This is a genomic window from Mesorhizobium sp. M0715, assembly GCF_040320355.1.
Taxonomy (GTDB): Bacteria; Pseudomonadota; Alphaproteobacteria; order Rhizobiales; family Rhizobiaceae; genus Mesorhizobium.
The window spans coordinates 20,595-37,777 of record NZ_JAMYPL010000004.1 but is presented as its reverse complement, the minus strand read 5'-3'; the positions used below and the strand labels follow the sequence as shown (position 1 = coordinate 37,777).

General features: G+C 63.6%; 13 protein-coding genes. 7 read left to right on the top strand and 6 right to left on the bottom strand.

The annotated features are described in order from the left end of the window. Positions 1 to 63: 63 nt before the first annotated feature. A complete protein-coding gene (locus NKI21_RS06130; RefSeq protein ID WP_352799403.1) occupies positions 64 to 741 on the top strand; it encodes a hypothetical protein in 678 nt (225 codons plus the stop codon). Here NKI21_RS06130 and NKI21_RS06125 read toward each other — a convergent pair. Both NKI21_RS06125 and NKI21_RS06120 read right to left on the bottom strand, forming a co-directional pair. Continuing rightward, entirely contained in the window at positions 667 to 1,746 is a 1,080-nt protein-coding gene (locus tag NKI21_RS06125; RefSeq protein ID WP_352864944.1) for an NADP-dependent oxidoreductase, read from the bottom strand. The two genes, NKI21_RS06130 and NKI21_RS06125, sit on opposite strands and share 75 nt — an antisense overlap. A gap of 482 nt (positions 1,747 to 2,228) precedes the next feature. After that, positions 2,229 to 3,212: a hypothetical protein gene (locus NKI21_RS06120; RefSeq protein ID WP_128305494.1), complete on the bottom strand. Its 984-nt coding sequence runs from the start codon at positions 3,210 to 3,212 to the stop codon at positions 2,229 to 2,231. A 403-nt stretch (positions 3,213 to 3,615) separates the two neighbouring features. Here NKI21_RS06120 and NKI21_RS06115 point away from each other — a divergent pair, with 403 nt between their 5' ends. Further along, positions 3,616 to 4,329, top strand: a complete 714-nt coding sequence (locus tag NKI21_RS06115; RefSeq protein WP_352864941.1) for a DNA helicase — start codon at positions 3,616 to 3,618, stop codon at positions 4,327 to 4,329. Positions 4,330 to 4,348: 19 nt separating this feature from the next. Here NKI21_RS06115 and NKI21_RS06110 read toward each other — a convergent pair whose 3' ends face one another. Further along, positions 4,349 to 5,302, bottom strand: a complete 954-nt coding sequence (locus tag NKI21_RS06110) for a LysR substrate-binding domain-containing protein (protein WP_352440448.1) — start codon at positions 5,300 to 5,302, stop codon at positions 4,349 to 4,351. A 263-nt stretch (positions 5,303 to 5,565) separates the two neighbouring features. Between NKI21_RS06110 and katG the strand changes: the two genes are divergently transcribed. Together katG and NKI21_RS06100 are read left to right on the top strand one after the other, a co-directional pair. Beyond that, on the top strand, positions 5,566 to 7,773 hold the full coding sequence (gene katG / locus NKI21_RS06105) for a catalase/peroxidase HPI (RefSeq protein ID WP_352440449.1): 2,208 nt from the start codon (positions 5,566 to 5,568) through the stop codon (positions 7,771 to 7,773). A gap of 181 nt (positions 7,774 to 7,954) precedes the next feature. After that, on the top strand, positions 7,955 to 8,512 hold the full coding sequence (locus tag NKI21_RS06100) for a GNAT family N-acetyltransferase (RefSeq protein ID WP_352440450.1): 558 nt from the start codon (positions 7,955 to 7,957) through the stop codon (positions 8,510 to 8,512). Positions 8,513 to 8,520: 8 nt separating this feature from the next. On the opposite strand, the gene NKI21_RS06095 is transcribed toward NKI21_RS06100, so the two are convergent. Next, a complete protein-coding gene (locus NKI21_RS06095) occupies positions 8,521 to 8,937 on the bottom strand; it encodes a MerR family transcriptional regulator (RefSeq protein ID WP_023809674.1) in 417 nt (138 codons plus the stop codon). Positions 8,938 to 9,043: 106 nt separating this feature from the next. Between NKI21_RS06095 and NKI21_RS06090 the strand changes: the two genes are divergently transcribed. Next, positions 9,044 to 11,218, top strand: a complete 2,175-nt coding sequence (locus tag NKI21_RS06090) for a heavy metal translocating P-type ATPase (protein ID WP_352440451.1) — start codon at positions 9,044 to 9,046, stop codon at positions 11,216 to 11,218. 61 nt (positions 11,219 to 11,279) lie between these two features. Here NKI21_RS06090 and NKI21_RS06085 read toward each other — a convergent pair whose 3' ends face one another. Together NKI21_RS06085 and NKI21_RS06080 are read right to left on the bottom strand one after the other, a co-directional pair. Further along, positions 11,280 to 12,464 (bottom strand): MFS transporter, encoded by a 1,185-nt coding sequence (locus NKI21_RS06085; RefSeq protein ID WP_352440452.1) that lies wholly within the window; start codon positions 12,462 to 12,464, stop codon positions 11,280 to 11,282. A 144-nt stretch (positions 12,465 to 12,608) separates the two neighbouring features. Further along, a complete protein-coding gene (locus NKI21_RS06080; RefSeq protein WP_352440453.1) occupies positions 12,609 to 14,273 on the bottom strand; it encodes a Na/Pi cotransporter family protein in 1,665 nt (554 codons plus the stop codon). A gap of 388 nt (positions 14,274 to 14,661) precedes the next feature. Between NKI21_RS06080 and NKI21_RS06075 the strand changes: the two genes are divergently transcribed. Both NKI21_RS06075 and dnaG read left to right on the top strand, forming a co-directional pair. Further along, on the top strand, positions 14,662 to 15,042 hold the full coding sequence (locus NKI21_RS06075) for an RcnB family protein (protein ID WP_127270906.1): 381 nt from the start codon (positions 14,662 to 14,664) through the stop codon (positions 15,040 to 15,042). Between the two features lie 136 nt (positions 15,043 to 15,178). Beyond that, a complete protein-coding gene (gene dnaG / locus NKI21_RS06070; RefSeq protein WP_352440454.1) occupies positions 15,179 to 17,113 on the top strand; it encodes a DNA primase in 1,935 nt (644 codons plus the stop codon). The last annotated feature ends 70 nt before the right edge of the window (positions 17,114 to 17,183 follow it).

The window sequence follows — 17,183 nt, the reverse complement described above, 5'->3', positions numbered from 1 at the left end:
TTGTTGCGCTGGAACCCCTTCCGAAGCAGTTCGTTCCTTGGGTGGGCGGCTTTGAGGAGTTGATTGGGTGGGGGGAGCGCGTCCCGCAACAGGTTTTTTGCGATGCCTGCAAGGAAGACAAAAACCGATGAAGGCGAGAACCGGCAGCAACTCCTGCAGATGATGACCACGGAGCATTTGGTGCTGGGGACCGCCAGGGCGGCGACGACTCAGGAGGCGAATCAGCGCGCAAATTTGTTCCTGACTTCGGTATCCAGCGCCACGATCGCCCTTGCCTTCGTCGCCCAGGTGACAAGGATGGGGCTTCCTTTCATGCTGTTCAGCCTGATCCTGTTGCCATGCCTCTACTTCATCGGGCTGGTGACATTCGTCAGGGCTGTGCAGGTGGCCATCGAAGACATGGTCCACGCCCGCGGCATGGCACGCATCAGGCACTACTACACCGAGCTTACTCCCTCGATGGCGCGCTATCTGGTTCACTCCACTCATGACAACCAAACGGCTCTGCTGGCCGATGTCGGCCTCAAGCCAAGGCCCTGGCAAGCGTTCGCCGGAACCGCAGGAATGGTGAATGTCGTCAACGGTGCCATCGCCGGTGTCTTTGCCGGCGTGATGCTCAAGGTTGTCATTGGCTCGACAGTCAGTCTTGCCGTGACTGTTGGCATTCTAGCCTTTGCGGTGAGCAATTGGTGCCTCTGCAACATCACACGCGCAGTTGGGCAAGCGCGGAGCACAAGCTGAAGGTGCTGTTTCCGAACCTGCCGGACAGCGACGGCGAGGCGCGGATCGGATAACCCGTTCGAGAGGGACTGCAGAAGCACCAACTCGCCAGGCGGAAACCTCAAGCACGATCTTGCCACGCACATGCTCATTTTCCAGCCGTTCTTCCGCTTTGGCGACCTCTCCAAGAGGGTAGGTGGCTAGCACGAAGGGGGTGACCTTGCCGGCGTCGATGAGGCGGCCGATCTCGGCAAGGTGCGCCGCATTCGGCTCGGCCAGATAGGAGACGCCACGCGCCCGACGCAAGTTTGCCTTTTCCTGCGACGGTTGGGAAAGAGTGGAAACGAGCGTCCCGCCTGGCTTGAGCACATCCCAGGAACGGTCCTGCGTGTCGCCCGCGATAAGGTCGAACACCAGGTCGACCGCATTGACGACCTCTTCGAAACGCTGATTCTTGTAGTCGACCGTCTGATCGGCGCCAAGCTCACGCACGAAAACGACGTCCTCGGCGGAAACGGTTGTCGCGACGAACGCGCCCGCGGCCTTGGCCAATTGGATCGCCAGATGACCGACGCCGCCGGCGCCGCCATGGATGAGAACCCGTTGCCCGGATTTGAGGCCGCCATGGTCGAAAAGGCCCTGCCATGCAGTGATGCCGGCAAGCGGCACCGCCGCGGCTTCGACATGGCTTAGACGATCCGGTTTCGCAGCCGCCTCCGTCGCCTTGACCACGACATATTCGGCATTGCCGCCCCGGTCATGACCAAGCATCGCAAATAACGGGTCGCCCTTCTTCAACGTATGCGCCCGCGTACCGCATATTTCCACCGTGCCGGACACGTCGCGCCCGAGCGTGATCGGCAGGGTTTCGCTCACCGACCCTTCGCGGGTCTTGTAGTCGATCGGATTGACGCTTGCGGCGCGGACCCTGAGCACAACCTCGTCGTCAAGCGGCTGAGGCGAGGGGACTTGATCGATCGAAAGGACCTCAGGTCCGCCAAAAGCGTGGATGCGGACTGCTTTCATGTCGGCATACCTCCTATTGTTTGGCTGTCGGCGACGGTGTCTGCATGTCGTCAGCGGCTGTGCAGCCCAGGTTGCGGAGGCAGCCACACCGGCTTCCCAGCCGGGCAACGCCGCCGCAAGGACGGCATCCTGCTAGGCCGTAGACTGCGTCGGCGGGTTCTGATTCATATAGCGGCAAGGCTGTAACCAGACTTGCTGGCCTTCTAACTGGGTAGCAGGCCGTTGGTTCCAACCACCACAATCGGCTGAACGTGGTGCCGGAAATTCTTTCCTCGGCCAGAGCATTCAGCCAGTCTTGATCCATCCGGCCTTATGCACACAGCTGTTTCGAGTTGCGACATCGAGGAGGAGAGGCGGGGCACCGGAGCTACCGGCGCGCTGGCCTGGAGATCGGATTGAATCATTGATGGTGGGTCGCAGGGCTGCCGATCAATGCGGTTCGCACGCCGAACATAAAGCGGCGCGGCGGTGCGATGCGAACTTCAAGACGCTTCGCAGATCGGCAGCGGCTGCGGCGGCGGTGCCGGGTGATCCTTCCTGTATTGGGCGATGATCGGCTCGAGGGTCTTTCGCGGCCAGAATTTAGGTGTGCCGATTTCCTTCAGGCAGGACGCGTTCCAGTAGGCGCCCGGCTGTGAATGGTTGGCTGCGACCGCGGCGATGTCGCGCGATTCCGGGTAGATATAGAGCGTCGTCGGATTGTCCTTGACCATCGGGATAATCTGCTGCGCATCCGCCGGCGACCAGCTGGTGCAGCCATTGCTGCGGCCGCCGGCATAGTCGACCAGTTTGCCGAACGGCACGAAGCCGTCATGGTCGGCATGCGAACTTTTCGGGTTTTTGCGCAGGCATAGGCCGTGCAGCACCTGGGCGGCATGGCCGCCGATCACCCGCTGCCTGGCGTTCGCGGCCTCGCCTTCGCCGTCGAACTGGATGAAGGTGCGCTGGAAAACCGCGTCCTGTTTCGCAGCGGTGCGGTAATAGCCCTTGAACGAGGTTTTTGCCTCGCGGGTGATATAGCCGCCGCCGGCCGTCAACGACGAATCCATCGCATTGCCGAAATTCTTCGCGCACCGCTTGCTGTTCGAAAAATCGACAACGCCTTTCAAATTCCGGCCGCTGCCATGACCCGACGAAATCGCGCGAAACGACTGGCTGGCTTCGCAGATGACGTAATAGCGGCGCCCCAGAACGCCATCGCCCAGATCGCTGGGGCGCGTCGCATCCATGGCGAAGTAGCAGGGGTTCTTGACTGCACCTTGCGCGACCTTCTTCCGGTAAAGCGCGCGGGCTCGTTCGAGGACAATTTGTGAGATCTGGCCGTCGCTGTTGCCGATGTGAGCCTGCAGCCAGGCCGGAACGTCAGATGGTGCGGCAAAGGATCGAGCCGACATCGTCAAGGCAATGGCGGCGACGAGGAGGCTGAGGATCGGGACGATACCCAGAGGGACGAATCTCAACCGCACCGGATCAACTCCTGCCAAAGCCGTTTCCTTGCGGTGTTGCCGCCGGAAATCGATCATAAAGGGTCTCGCATTATCAGGCGAAACACATCTTGTTTAGCGCACCCTTTGTTAACGCGTGCCCTCCGCAAGTCCGCACGAAGAGCCATGAAGGAGATCGACGCGCGCAAATGCTCCTACGCCGGGATGCTGGCTCGAGGCTTGCAGCGGGCTCCCCGCATCTTTGAATGTCTGCGATTTTCGATACGCAGGGATTGAGCTATCATCTGATTCTGGCGCAGCCCACGCCTCCTCCCTCCGCCGGGAAAGCATCGTTCATGCAGGGCACTCTCATCACCGAACCGACTGTTCGAGCGCCAGGCATAAGGAGGGATTGCGGAAACTGCTCGCACCAGGAGGTTTTGCAATGAAGCTGTCCGCGCCCGTTTACCATCTGAAGCGTCAAGCCAGGCTGTTGTCCCGCGAGGCCAAAATTCCGCTCCACGAAGCGCTTGATCGTGTTGCAGCACAGGAAGGCTTCGCCAGCTGGAGTCTGCTTGCAGCCAAGGCAGCCGAGGCGGCGCCTGCCGGCATACTGTTTGCGCAACTTGCGCCCGGCGATCTTGTTCTGGTGGGTGCACGACCCGGCCACGGCAAGACGCTGATGTGCCTCGAACTCGCGGTCGAAGCCATGAAATCAGGCCATCGCGGTGTGTTCTTCACGCTGGAGTATACGCAGCGGGATGTGCTGGGCCGGTTTCGCGCCATCGGGGCGGACCCTGCACGGTTCAACGACCGGTTCGTGTTCGACAATTCCGACGCCATCAGCGCCGACTACATCGTCAGAACGCTGGCGGCGGCGGCGCGCGGTACGCTGGTGGTCATAGACTATCTGCAACTGCTCGATCAGAAGCGGGAAAACCCGGACCTGATGGCGCAAGTCCGCACGCTGAAGGCCTTTGCCCGCGACAGGGGATTGATCCTCGTTTTCATCTCGCAGATCGATCGCTCATACGATCCGGCGAGGAAGCCGGTTCCCGATATCAGCGACGTGCGGTTACCAAACCCTCTGGACCTGTCGCTGTTCGACAAGACCTGCTTCCTGAACAAGGGCGAAATCCGGTTCCACGCGGCAGGCTGACGATCCGGTCAGCCAGCCTTCATTGGGCCGCTGCCGGTAGATTCAGAGGCTGTGCAACCGATGCCGAACTGTGCTGCGCGCGCAATGCTTCGGCCGCCTGGCGAACCACTTCGGATATAAGCAGCAGCTGTTTGGCGATCGGGCTTGTCTTGCGCCAGATCATGCCGATCGTCCGCGATGGTTGGGGATTGGCGAAGTGGGCGATAGAGACTGCCGCGGAGCGCGTCTCCACCGGCACGGCCATTTCGGGGATCAAGGTGACGCCGACGCCGGCGCCGACCATCTGCACCAGGGTCGACAGCGAGCTGCCGTCCAGCAACTCGCGCGGCCGTGCCGAATGCATGTTGCAGAACGACAGCGCCTGATCGCGAAAACAATGGCCCTCCTCGAGCAGGAGCAGCCGCATCTCGCGCAGCATTTCGCGGTTGGGCACCGGCTTTCCCTCATCCTCGCCGGGTCGGACCAGCACGAAGTTCTCGGCAAACAGCACGATTTCCGTCAGCGACGCTTCCGATACCGGCAAGGCGACGATGGCGGCATCGAGCCGGCCGTCGGCCAGTTCCTGGATCAGCTTCTGCGTCTGCGTTTCGCGCACGTGGATATCGAGCCCGTCATGCATGCGGGCGAGGTTGCCGATGATGGCAGGCAGAAGGTAGGGTGCGATCGTCGGGATCACCCCGATGCGCAACCGTCCCACCAGCCGGTCGCGCGAGGCGCGGGCCAGATCCGTCAGCTCGTCCACCGAGCGCAGGATGTCGCGGACGCGCAAGGCGAATTCCTCGCCGAAATTGGTCAGCCGGACCTGGCGTGGGCCTCTTTGGAAAAGCGCCGTGCCAAGCGTTTCCTCCAACTCCCGGATCTGCACCGAGATGGCGGGCTGCGAGATCGCGCAGGCATCGGCGGCGCGGCCGAAATGATTGTGCCGCGCCAGCGCCTCGAAATAACGCAACTGCTTCAGCGTCAGGTTTGTCATAATGTCATCTTATCGCTGTAATCAGGAAATCCAACTTAAATTAATCAGGCGGCTTTGCTATACGAGTCGCAACGAAGATGAGGAGCAGCCGGGACCGCCTGGTGAGGCGCATGCCGGCAGCAACAGGACATCCAACATATTCGGTCGCGTATCGGGCATATGGTCATCGCGCCAGCCATGAAACGGACCGCCTCCAGGGACATTTCTATGTCCCTGTCACGCAGCAGTTGAACAGCTCAACACAGCCACGATCGGAGAAGAACATGGACGCACAGACCGATGATCCCAGCGCCGGCAAATGCCCCGTTGCACACGGATCCTCCAGCAGGAGCAACCGTGACTGGTGGCCCAACCAACTCGATCTTGGCGTTCTCCATCAGCAATCGAACCTTTCGGATCCGATGGGCGAAGAGTTCGACTATGCCGAGGAATTCAAGTCGCTCGATCTCGATGCGGTGATCAAGGACCTGCACCAGGTGATGACGGATTCGCAGGATTGGTGGCCGGCCGACTTCGGCCATTACGGGCCACTGTTCATCCGCATGGCCTGGCACAGTGCCGGCACTTACCGCATCGGCGATGGCCGTGGCGGCGCCGGGGCAGGCCAGCAGCGTTTTGCTCCGCTCAACAGCTGGCCGGACAATGCCAATCTCGACAAGGCGCGCCGGCTGCTGTGGCCGGTCAAGCAGAAATATGGGCGCAAGATCTCCTGGGCCGACCTGCTGATCCTCACCGGCAACGTCGCGCTGGAATCGATGGGTTTCAAGACCTTCGGCTTCGCCGGCGGCCGCGCTGACGTCTGGGAGCCCGAGCAGGACGTCGACTGGGGTTCGGAAACCAAGTGGCTCGACGACAAGCGCTATTCCGGCGACCGTGAACTTCGCGGCCATCTCGGCGCCGTGCAGATGGGGTTGATCTACGTCAATCCGGAAGGGCCGAACGGCACGCCGGATCCGCTGGCCTCGGCCCGCGACATTCGCGAGACCTTCGCCCGCATGGCCATGAATGACGAGGAGACCGTGGCGCTGATCGCCGGTGGTCACACCTTCGGCAAGACGCACGGTGCCGGCGATGCGTCGTTGGTTGGCGCGGAGCCAGAGGGCTCGAGCATCGAGGCGCAAGGCCTCGGCTGGTCGAGCAAGCATGCTTCCGGCATTGCCGGCGACGCCATCACCTCGGGCCTCGAAGTGACCTGGACCACGACGCCGACCAAGTGGAGCAACAATTTCTTCGACAATCTGTTCGGCTTCGACTGGGAACTGACCAAGAGCCCGGCCGGCGCCCATCAGTGGACGCCAAGGGGTGGCGCCGGGGCCGGCACCGTTCCGGATGCGCACGATCCGTCAAAGCGCCGCGCGCCGGCGATGCTGACCACCGATCTCGCGCTGCGGGTAGATCCTGCCTACGAAAAGGTGTCGCGGCGCTTCCACGAGCATCCGGAGCAGTTCGCCGACGCCTTCGCCCGCGCCTGGTACAAGCTGACCCATCGCGACATGGGTCCGGTCGCCCGCTATCTCGGCCCGCTCGTGCCGAAGGAAGAGCTGATCTGGCAGGACCCGATCCCGGCGGTCGACCATGAACTGGTCGGCGAGCAGGACATCGCCTCGCTGAAGGCGAAGATCCTGGCATCGGGCCTGTCGGTTTCCGAGCTGGTTTCGACCGCCTGGGCTTCGGCCTCGACGTTCCGCAATTCCGACAAGCGCGGTGGCGCCAACGGTGCACGTATCCGACTGGCGCCGCAGAAGGATTGGGAAGTCAACCAGCCGGCGGAACTGTCGAAGGTGCTGGCGAAGCTGGAAGCCATCCAGAAGGAGTTCAACGCGGCACAGACCGGCGCGAAAAAGATCTCGCTGGCCGACCTCATCGTTCTCGGCGGCGTTGCCGCGGTCGAGAAAGCCGCGAAGGACGGAGGCCATGAGGTGAAGGTGCCGTTCACGCCAGGCCGCATGGACGCCTCGCAGGAGCAAACGGACGTGCATTCCTTTGCCGCGCTCGAGCCAAAGGTCGACGGCTTCCGCAATTACGTCAGGGGCAAGCAGCCGATGTCGGTCGAGGCCATGCTGGTCGACCGGGCGCAGTTGCTGGCGTTGACCGCGCCGGAATTGACGGTGCTGGTCGGCGGTCTGCGCGTGCTCGGCGCCAATACCGGCGGATCGAAGCACGGCGTGTTCACCGACAGGCCGGGCACTTTGACCAACGACTTCTTCGTCAATCTGCTCAGCATGAACACGGTCTGGGATCCGGCCGCCGGCTCTGTTCCGGGTTCGGAAGAGGTGTACGAGGCGCGCGACCGCAAGACCAAGGCGGTCAGGTGGACCGGCACCCGTGCCGATCTGATCTTCGGCTCGCACGCCCAGTTGCGCGCGCTTGCCGAGGTCTATGGCTCCGCGGATGCAAGCCAGAAATTCGCCAGGGATTTCGTGGCGGCATGGACCAAGGTGATGAACGCCGACCGCTTTGACATCGCCTGACTTCGCATAAGGGTACTCCCGCGCGCCTGCGCCGGAGCTCCAGTCCTCCCAAGGACATAAGATCGGGGCCGCGTTTCCAGCGATGGAAACGCGGCCTTGTCGTAAGAGGCTGCTCCTTGGTGGACCGTGCCTTGCCGGGCAATGCTGCTATTTATCGGCGTAGCGTCTCCGCCGGTGCACCATGATCGAAATCGTCAAACCCGCGCTTGAACATCTGCCATCCTACAAGGTGGCGCTCGAGCGCGGCTGGTCACCGGACAATGTGCGGCTGATGGAAGCGACGCGCGAGCAGCTCGCGGCCATCGAAAAGGATCCCGTGGCCTTTCTTGCCGACCTCGACAATCCCCAGGCCAAGGGCGGCCCGATCAGCTTGCCCGACGGCAAAAAAGTGCCGCGCCTGCCGGGCTTCCGCCGCTGGATATGGGATGGCGAGGCGTCGGGCTCGATCGGCTTTCGCTGGCAGAAGGGCACGGCGGAACTGCCGCCGCATGTGCTCGGCCATATCGGCTATTCGGTGGTGCCGTGGAAGCGGCGGCGCGGCTACGCCACCGAGGCGCTGCGGCTGATGCTGGACGAGGCGAGGGCGGTCGGCCTGGCTCACGTCGAGATCACCGCCAAGCCGGGCAATCCGGCCTCGCACAAGGTGATCCTGGCCAATGGCGGCAAGCTCGTCGAACGCTTCTTCGAGGACGCCGCCTATGGCGGGGCGGAAAGCTTGCGGTTCCGGATCGAGCTGTAGGATGTGTCTCAACCATGCTCATCGGCGCACAGCGCATGATCCGACAGCGCGCGGATGACGTAGCAGTCGCCGACCGTCTGGCCATTGCAGCACGTGGCGATGCGTTCGAGCTCGGCCTCGAGTCGCTTCAACTGGGCAATCTTTTCCCGCACCGAGATCAGTTGCTCCTCGGCGATCTTGTCGGCGTGGCCGCAGGGCTGCTCGGGGTGGCCGCTCAAGTCGATCAGGGAGCGGATGTCGTCGACGGCGAAGCCGAGGTCGCGGGCGTGGCGGATGAAGGCCAACCGCTCCAGCTCCTGCCTGGAATAGCGGCGCTGGTTGCCTTCCGAACGCTCGGGCGCGGCGACAAGGCCCATCTGCTCATAATAGCGGATTGTCGGCACCTTGACCCCGGTGCGACGCGAGAGATCACCGATCGAAAACATGAAATTTTCCCTTGAAGCTCTAGTGACTAGAGCAATTATAGTGCCTGACATCAGCATTCAAGACCCATGCGGCGACGCCGCGCGGGCAAGACAGGCAGGTAATGTGATGACGACGCCGCTCAAGCAGGAAACGATCGGGCAGACACGGTTCAAGATCGGCGGCATGGACTGCGCCTCCTGCGCGGCCAAGATCGATACGGCGGTGCGTCGTCTCGACGGCGTCGCCGATGTCTCGGTTTCGGTGACCGGCGCCAGCATGACGGTCAGCCACAGCGGTTGGCTCAACGACGACAAGGTGCTGCGGCAGGTGGCGCGGCTGGGCTACGGCATCGTCAAGGCGGAAGGCGGGGCCGATGGGCGTGCTTCAGTGGCCAAGGATCATGATCATGCTGATCATGATCACAGCGATGCGGCGCCGGGGCAGGCGTGGTGGCGCTCCCGCCGTGCCGTGCTGACGCTGGCCTGCGCGGCAGCGCTTCTCGCCGCCTACGGCATCGGCCATCTTCTTCCTGCGGCCGAGCGCTGGGTCTTCCTTGCCGCCCTGCTGGTCGGCCTGGTGCCGATCGCACGGCGAGCGCTGATGGCGGCATTGGCCGGCACGCCGTTCTCGATCGAGATGCTGATGACCATCGCGGCGATAGGCGCCGTGATGATCGGGGCTACGGAAGAAGCCGCCGCCGTGGTGGTGCTGTTCCTGATCGGTGAACTTCTGGAAGGTGTCGCAGCCGGCCGGGCGCGGGCGAGCATCCAGGGACTTGCCGATCTGGTGCCGAAGACGGCCTTGGTCGAACGCGCGAGCGGCACATCGGAAGTTCCTGCCGAACGGCTCGGCGTCGGCGACATCATCCTGGTGCGGCCGGGCGACCGCATTCCGGCCGATGGCGAGATCATCGAGGGGTCGAGCGAAATCGACGAGGCGCCGGTGACCGGCGAGAGCACGCCAAAGCGCAAGGGCGTTGCGGACGTCGTCTTTGCCGGCACGATCAGCACCGACGGCGTGCTCAAGGTGCGGGTGACGGCTGCCGCGTCTGACAACACCATCGCCCGGGTCGTGCGGCTTGTGGAGGAGGCGCAGGAAGCCAAGGCGCCGACTGAACGCTTCATCGACCGCTTCTCAAGATACTACACCCCGGCGGTGCTGGCGGTCGGCGCGCTGGTTGCCCTGTTGCCGCCGCTGCTCATTGGCGGCGACTGGAACGAATGGATCTACAAGGGCCTGGCGATCCTGCTGATCGGTTGCCCCTGCGCGCTCGTCATCTCGACGCCGGCAGCAATCGCCGCTGGCCTTGCGACCGGCGCGCGGCGTGGCCTGTTGATGAAAGGTGGTGCGGTGCTGGAAGGGTTTCGCCGGATCACGGCGGTGGCCTTCGACAAGACCGGCACGCTGACCGCGGGCAGGCCCGTGGTGACCGACATCATGGCCTATGGCCGCGATGAACGCACCGTGCTGGCGCTGGCGGCAGCGCTCGAGCAGGGTTCCAGCCATCCGCTGGCCATGGCGATCCTCGACAGGGCCAAGGCTGATGGTGCGCCGGTGCCGCCGGCTCTGGCGGCGAAGGCGATCTCGGGCAAAGGTGTCGAGGGCAGCGTCGGTGGCGTCGCCGTCTTCCTCGGCTCCGGTCCGGCGGCGGGCGAACGCGCCGACATGACGCAAGTGCAGCGCCTTGCCGTCGACAGCCTCAACGGGCAGGGCAAGACCGTCTCGGTGCTTGTCGCCGATGGCATGGTGGCCGGGCTGATCGCCATGCGCGACGAGCCGCGGCCGGATGCGGCGGCCGGGATCGCGGCGCTCAAGGCTGAGGGCATCCGCGCGGTGATGCTGACCGGCGACAACCGCCGCACCGCCGAAGCCATCGCCGCTTCCCTCGGCATGGAGGCACGGGCGGAGCTGTTGCCGCAGGACAAGCAGCGCATCGTCGGTGAATTGCAGCGCGAGGGGCTGAAGGTCGCCAAGGTTGGCGACGGCATCAACGACGCGCCGGCGCTGGCTGCCGCCGACATCGGCATCGCGATGGGCGGCGGCACCGATGTGGCGCTGGAAACGGCGGATGCGGCGATCCTGCATGGCCGCGTCACGGACGTCGCTCGCATGATAAAACTGTCGCGGGCGGTGATGGCCAACATCGGTCAGAACATCAGCGTGGCGCTCGGGCTGAAGGCGGTGTTCCTGGTCACCACCATCGCCGGCATCACCGGCCTGTGGCCGGCGATCCTGGCCGACACCGGCGCCACCGTGCTGGTCACCGCCAACGCCATGCGCCTGCTGCGCTGGCGCGGGTGAAGTGTTTTTGGTTGATCACGATCTTTTCGGAAAACCGGCGTCCCCTTTTCCGGATCGTGACCTACTCCGCTGGGGCCGTCAGCGGCGGCGTGGCGTTGCTGCGCCCTTCCCAGACATAGGAGGCGAGCGCCACCGCGATAGCGACCAGCATGGCGATGGCGCCAAGCAGCGGCAGGCTACGGTAGCCATAGCCGGCGTTGAGCATGGCGGCGCCCAGCGACGCGGCCAGCGCGATGCCGACATTGAAGCCGGACGGAATGAGCGACGAGGCGAGGTTCGAGGCGTCGGCGGTCCAGGCCAGGATGCGGGTCTGGATCGGCGTGCCGATGGCGAAATTGAGACCGCCCCAGACGACGATCGCGACAACCATCGGCAGGGGGTAGGGGCTGACGGCATAGATGACGGCCAGCGTCACCGCCTGCAAACCCAGCATGGTGATCAATGACGGCATCAGCTTCCAGTCGGAGAGCTTGCCGCCGAGGAAGACTCCCAGGGTGGCGCCGACGCCGTTGAGCAGCAGCACCCACGGCACCAGGTTCTCGTCGAGCCCTGTGACCTCAAGCAGTGTCGGGGTGATGTAGGTGAACAGACCGAACTGGCCGATCATCAGCATCAGCATCAGGATCAGCGAGGTCCAGACCTGCTGGCGGGCCAGCACACGGACCTCGCGGGCGAAACCGGCGGGCCTGACCGACGATCCGGTGGTGCGCGGCAACAGGGCTGCCATGGCAAGCGTTGCCGCCACGCCCAGCGCGCACATCACCCAGAAGGTCGCACGCCAGCCCCAGATGTTGCCGATCGCGGTGCCCGCCGGCACGCCGATGACGTTGGAGACGGTGAGGCCGGACAGGATGACGGCGACAGCCATGCCGCGCTGGTCCTCGCGCACGAGACCGACGGCGACGACCATGGCGACGCCGAAATAGGCGCCATGCGCGACCGCCACGGCAATGCGCAACAGAAGCATCGAGGTGAAGTCGGGCGCCAGCGCGCAAGCCGCCTGGCCGATGGTGAAGGCGATGGCGAGGCCGAGCAGCAGGCTCTTGCGTGACAGCGCCTTGGTGGCGAGCGCCAGCAGCGGGCCGCCGATGGCGATGCCGCCTGCATAGCCGGAGACGAGGTAGCCGGCCGAGGGGACCGAAACGCCAAGACCTTGCGCCACCTGCGGCAGCACGCCGGCAATGACGAATTCGGTGGTGCCGAAGGCAAAAGCGGCAATGAACAGGGCTATGAGCGGAAGCGACATGGCAAGGCCTTAGCTGGAACGGCCTCAAACCACGGATGGGCTTTGCGGGCAATGAAGAAATTTTTGTCGCGAGTTTAGGTTTTCTTCAGTGAGCGAGGCGGTGAAGCGCCAATCTCCCTCCTTGTGGGGGAGATCGGCTGCTTCTCAGCTCGCCTTCAACCGCGACCCAGTGAGCAGACCGCGCTCTTCGAGCACCGGATAGGCCATCGAGGCCAGCAGCGAATTGATCTGCTTCAGGTCGCGGATGGTATCGAGATGAATCGAACTGGTCTCGATGCTTTTGGCGGTGCCGTCGCGCAGCCGCACGAAATGGCTGGCGCTGGTTTCCTTCTCGCGGTCACGCAGCTGGTCCTTTTCCAGCACCAACTGGCGGGCAGTCTCGGGATCGCGCGACACCAGCACATTGAAGGCAAGCCGCGCATTGGCCAGCACCGAGCCATGGAAGGCGCACAGCTCGGCCCAGCCCTCGTCGGTGAATTCCAACCCGCGCTCGAATTTCTTCTTCACATGCACCAGCATGTTGCGCACGATGATGTCGCCGACCTGCTCGAGCTTGACGCAGGCGCCGATCAGTTCCTGGCAGCGCAGCGCTTCGTCCTCGGTCAGCGGGTTCCTGGTCAACTTGGCGAGGTAGAGCTTGATCGCGGCGTGCTTGCGGTCGACGCGGTCGTCGAGTGCGGCCAGCGCCTTGATCTTGTCGGCATCGGCACTTTCATAGAGTTCGATGATGCGCTTGAGCATGATCTCGATCGTCTCGCAGACCCGCACCACCTCGCGGGTGGCATTGGCCAGCGCCTGGCTCGGCACGTCGAGCGCGCTTTCGTTGAGCGCGGACAGTTCGACGACGTCAAGCGAGGCGGCCGGCACCGGCTTGGTGCCAAGTGCGACGATCTTCTCCGAAGCGCGGTAGACGAACCCTGCCAGCGGCAGGCCGGCGAGCAGGATCAGCACGTTGAACAGGATGTGGGCATTGACGATCTGGTCCGCCGCCGTCGAACCGAGAAAGGCGAAGTGCGGCCTGAAGATCATGACCAGGATCAGCATGACCAGCGAGCCAAGCCCGCGCATCAGGAGGTTGCCGATCGGCACGACGCGCACTTCGGGGCTCGACGAGCGGGTCAGCATCGGCGCGATGATCGAGGAGCCGAGGTTGACGCCAAGGATGAGAACGACGCCGAGTTCGGGCGTGATCAGGCCGCGGCCTGCCAGCGTCGCCATCAACAGCACCGCCGCGATGCTCGATTGGAACAGCCAGGTGATCAGCGCCGCCAGCAGATAGGCGGTGATGGAATCGGTCGAGAAGTAGTTGATGATGACCGGCATGAGCTGGCTGTTGCGCAGCGGCTCAGACGCCTGGCCGATCATCTCCAGCGACAGGATCAAAAGGCCGATGCCGACCAGAATGCGGCCGGTCTGGCGCCAGTCGCGCCGCTCGGTGGCCATGAACATGACCGTGCCGGTGATCAGGCACAGCGGCACCAGCAAGGTGAGGTCGAAGGTCAGCAGCTTGACCACCAGCGCAGAGCCGATCTCGGCGCCGCGCACTGCCAATTGGCCCGCGGCGCCCGAGACGATGCCAGAGCCGGCGAAGGAGCCGACCAGCAGCGTGACGGCTGTGGAACTCTGCAGGGCGATGGCAAGGCCGGTGCCGGCCAGCACCGCCATGATCGGATTGCGCATGGTGGCGCGCAGGCGGTGGCGCAGCACGTCGCCATAGGCGCGTTCAACGCCGGTCTTCACCATGCGGGTGGCAAACAGCATCAGCGCCACGGCGCCGGCCAGATGCAGAAGGACGACGGACCCGCTCATTTCGCCCCCCGCATGCAAACAGGATGCGCGTCCTGTTTGGCGTGGCGATCAGAAGGGAAAACGAGGGTACGAATCATGTTCATGGCGGTGACTTATAATAACTCGAATATTTTAGCCGGATAATAAAATTTTGTCGATTTCCAGGGGCCGTTGCAGCGCGACGGGCGGTGTCGGAAAATGGACGGACGCGCAAATGGTTGCATTGCGGGGCGGGCTCGAAGCAACGGATAGGCAGAGTTAGCAGCGCGACCGGCTCCTGCCTTTGCGATTATGTTCAGCTCTATTGGGTAAATAAAGGAAATCATTACACAATTGTAATGCAGGCGTTCAGCTTCGGTTCATCGGTGGCCCGCTATTCCTCTGGCATCGACAACCAAGGAGACTTCTTTTGAAACGCATTGTCCTTTCCGCACTCGCTTTCTCGATGCTGGCCGCTACGTCGCTCACCGGCCAAGCCGCACCGCTGAATGCACCGAACGCTCCGCAGTCGAATTACAGCCAGGTCGACTGGCAAAAGCCCACCAACAGGGATGTCAAGAAGCGCTTCATCCAGAAGCGCGTCATCCATAAGAAGGTCATCGTGAAGCGCAACAACTGGCGCAACGGCCATAAATATTCAGGCTGGAGACAGCACCAGCCGATCCGCGACTACGGCCGCTACGGCCTGCATCGTCCCGGCCGCGGCCAGGAATGGATCCGCGTCGGCAACGACTATGTGTTGGTCGGTGTGCTCTCCGGCGTCATTTTCGGCGCGCTTGCCGCGCATTAAGCGGTCCCCAGGCGGATATTGGAAAGAGGCGGCCCGCAACGGCCGCCTCTTTTGCCTGTGGAAACCGGGTATGGCCCGCATTAAGGGTCGTCGGATTTCGCGGGTATGATTATATAATCGGGAAACGAGTTCCCCGATGCGCTTTCCACCCGCCTTCCTCGACGAGATACGCGACCGCGTGCCGATTTCATCGGTTATCGGCCAGCGCGTTGCGTGGGACAGGAAGAAAACCAACGCGCCGCGCGGCGACTATTGGGCCTGTTGTCCGTTCCACGGCGAGAAGAGCCCCTCCTTCCACTGCGAGGACAAAAAGGGCCGCTACCATTGTTTCGGTTGCTCGGTCTCGGGCGATCATTTCAAGTTCCTCACCGAACTCGACGGGATGAGCTTTCCCGAAGCGGTCGAAAAGATCGCCGATATGGCCGGCGTGCCGATGCCGGTTCGCGATGCGCAGGAGGAGCGGCGCGAAAAGGAACGCGCCAGCCTGACCGACGTCATGGAGATGGCGACCGCCTTCTTCCAGGAACGGCTGCAGGGGCCGGAAGGCGCCAAAGCCCGCGCCTATCTCAGAGACCGCGGGCTGACGCCGGCGACGCAGCAATCGTTCCGGCTCGGTTTTGCGCCCGACAGCCGCAATGCGCTGAAGGAGCATCTCGCCGCCAAGGGCGTGCCCAAGGCCGACATCGAGGCTTGTGGACTGGTGCGCCACGGCGACGACATCCCGGTTTCCTATGACTGGTTCCGCGACCGCATCATGTTCCCGATTCCGGATTCCAGGGGGAAGATCATCGCGTTCGGCGGCCGTGCGCTGCAGCCGGACGCGCTGGCCAAATACATGAACTCGCCTGACACCGAACTCTTCCACAAGGGCAATGTGCTCTATAATTTCGCCCGCGCCCGCAAGGCCTTGGCCAAGGGCGGCACGGTCATCGCCGTCGAAGGCTATATGGACGTCATCGCACTGGCGCAGGCCGGCTTCGAGAACGTCGTGGCGCCGCTCGGCACCGCGCTTACCGAGAACCAGCTCGAACTGCTCTGGCGCATGGCGCCGGAGCCGATGCTGTGCTTCGACGGCGACAAGGCCGGGCTGAAGGCAGCGTGGCGGGCCGCCGACATGGCGCTGCCGTCTGTGCAGGCCGGGCGCTCGGCGCGCTTCGCGCTGCTGCCGGAAGGCAAGGATCCCGATGATCTGGTCAAGGCCGAAGGACCGGATGCGTTTCGTCGCGTTCTGGCCGAGGCGCGGCCGCTGGTCGACCTTTTATGGATGCGTGAGACGGCGGGCGGCGTCTTCGATACGCCGGAGCGGCGGGCCGAGCTCGAGAAGACGCTGCGCGAACTGACCAGCCGCATCCGCGACGAAAGCCTGCGCTACCACTACCAGCAGGAGATGCGCGAGCGTGTGCTGAGCTTCTTCGGCTCGCAGCGCGGCACCAGGCAAAGTCGGCAAGACTGGAAACAGGGCCAAGGCAAGACGGCCGCGCCCGGCGGGCAGTTCGCCAAGGCCGGCAGCGGCCGCATGGCGATCACCGAAAGCCTCGGCCAGTCGGCTTTGGTCAAACGCGGCGGCGAAGGGATGTCGGTGCGCGAGGCGACGATCATCGTCGCATTGGTCAACCATCCGGCGCTGATCGACGAGAATTTCGCTCATATCGAGTTCCTCGATCTCGCCAACTCCGATCTGAGGCGGCTGCATGGAGCGATTCTCGACGCGATGGCGCACGACATGGCCAATGACCGGCAGGCGGTGATTGCGACGATCGAACGCGCCGGCTGCGCCGAGATCTGGGAGCGGGCCGTCGGGCTGATCCGGCGGATGCGGCAATGGCCGGCGCTGGAGACCGCCGCCCTTGAAGATGCCCGCGATGCTTTCAGCCAGGCGCTGCACTTGCAGCGCAGCGCGCGCACCTTACATAAGGAACTGAAACAGGCGGAAGCGGCGCTCGCCACCGATCCCACAGATGAAAACTACCAGCACCTGATCGAAATTCAGGCGCAATTCCAGGATGTGCAGGCCACGGAAGCGCTGATCGAAGGGTTTGGCGTCTCCTCGGGCAGGGCTGGGCGAGCTTAGTTGGAAGCGAGTGAATTGAGAAAGCGTCGTTGCGCGTCCAAATGGCGCGTAACGGGCTAAGTCGGGTAAT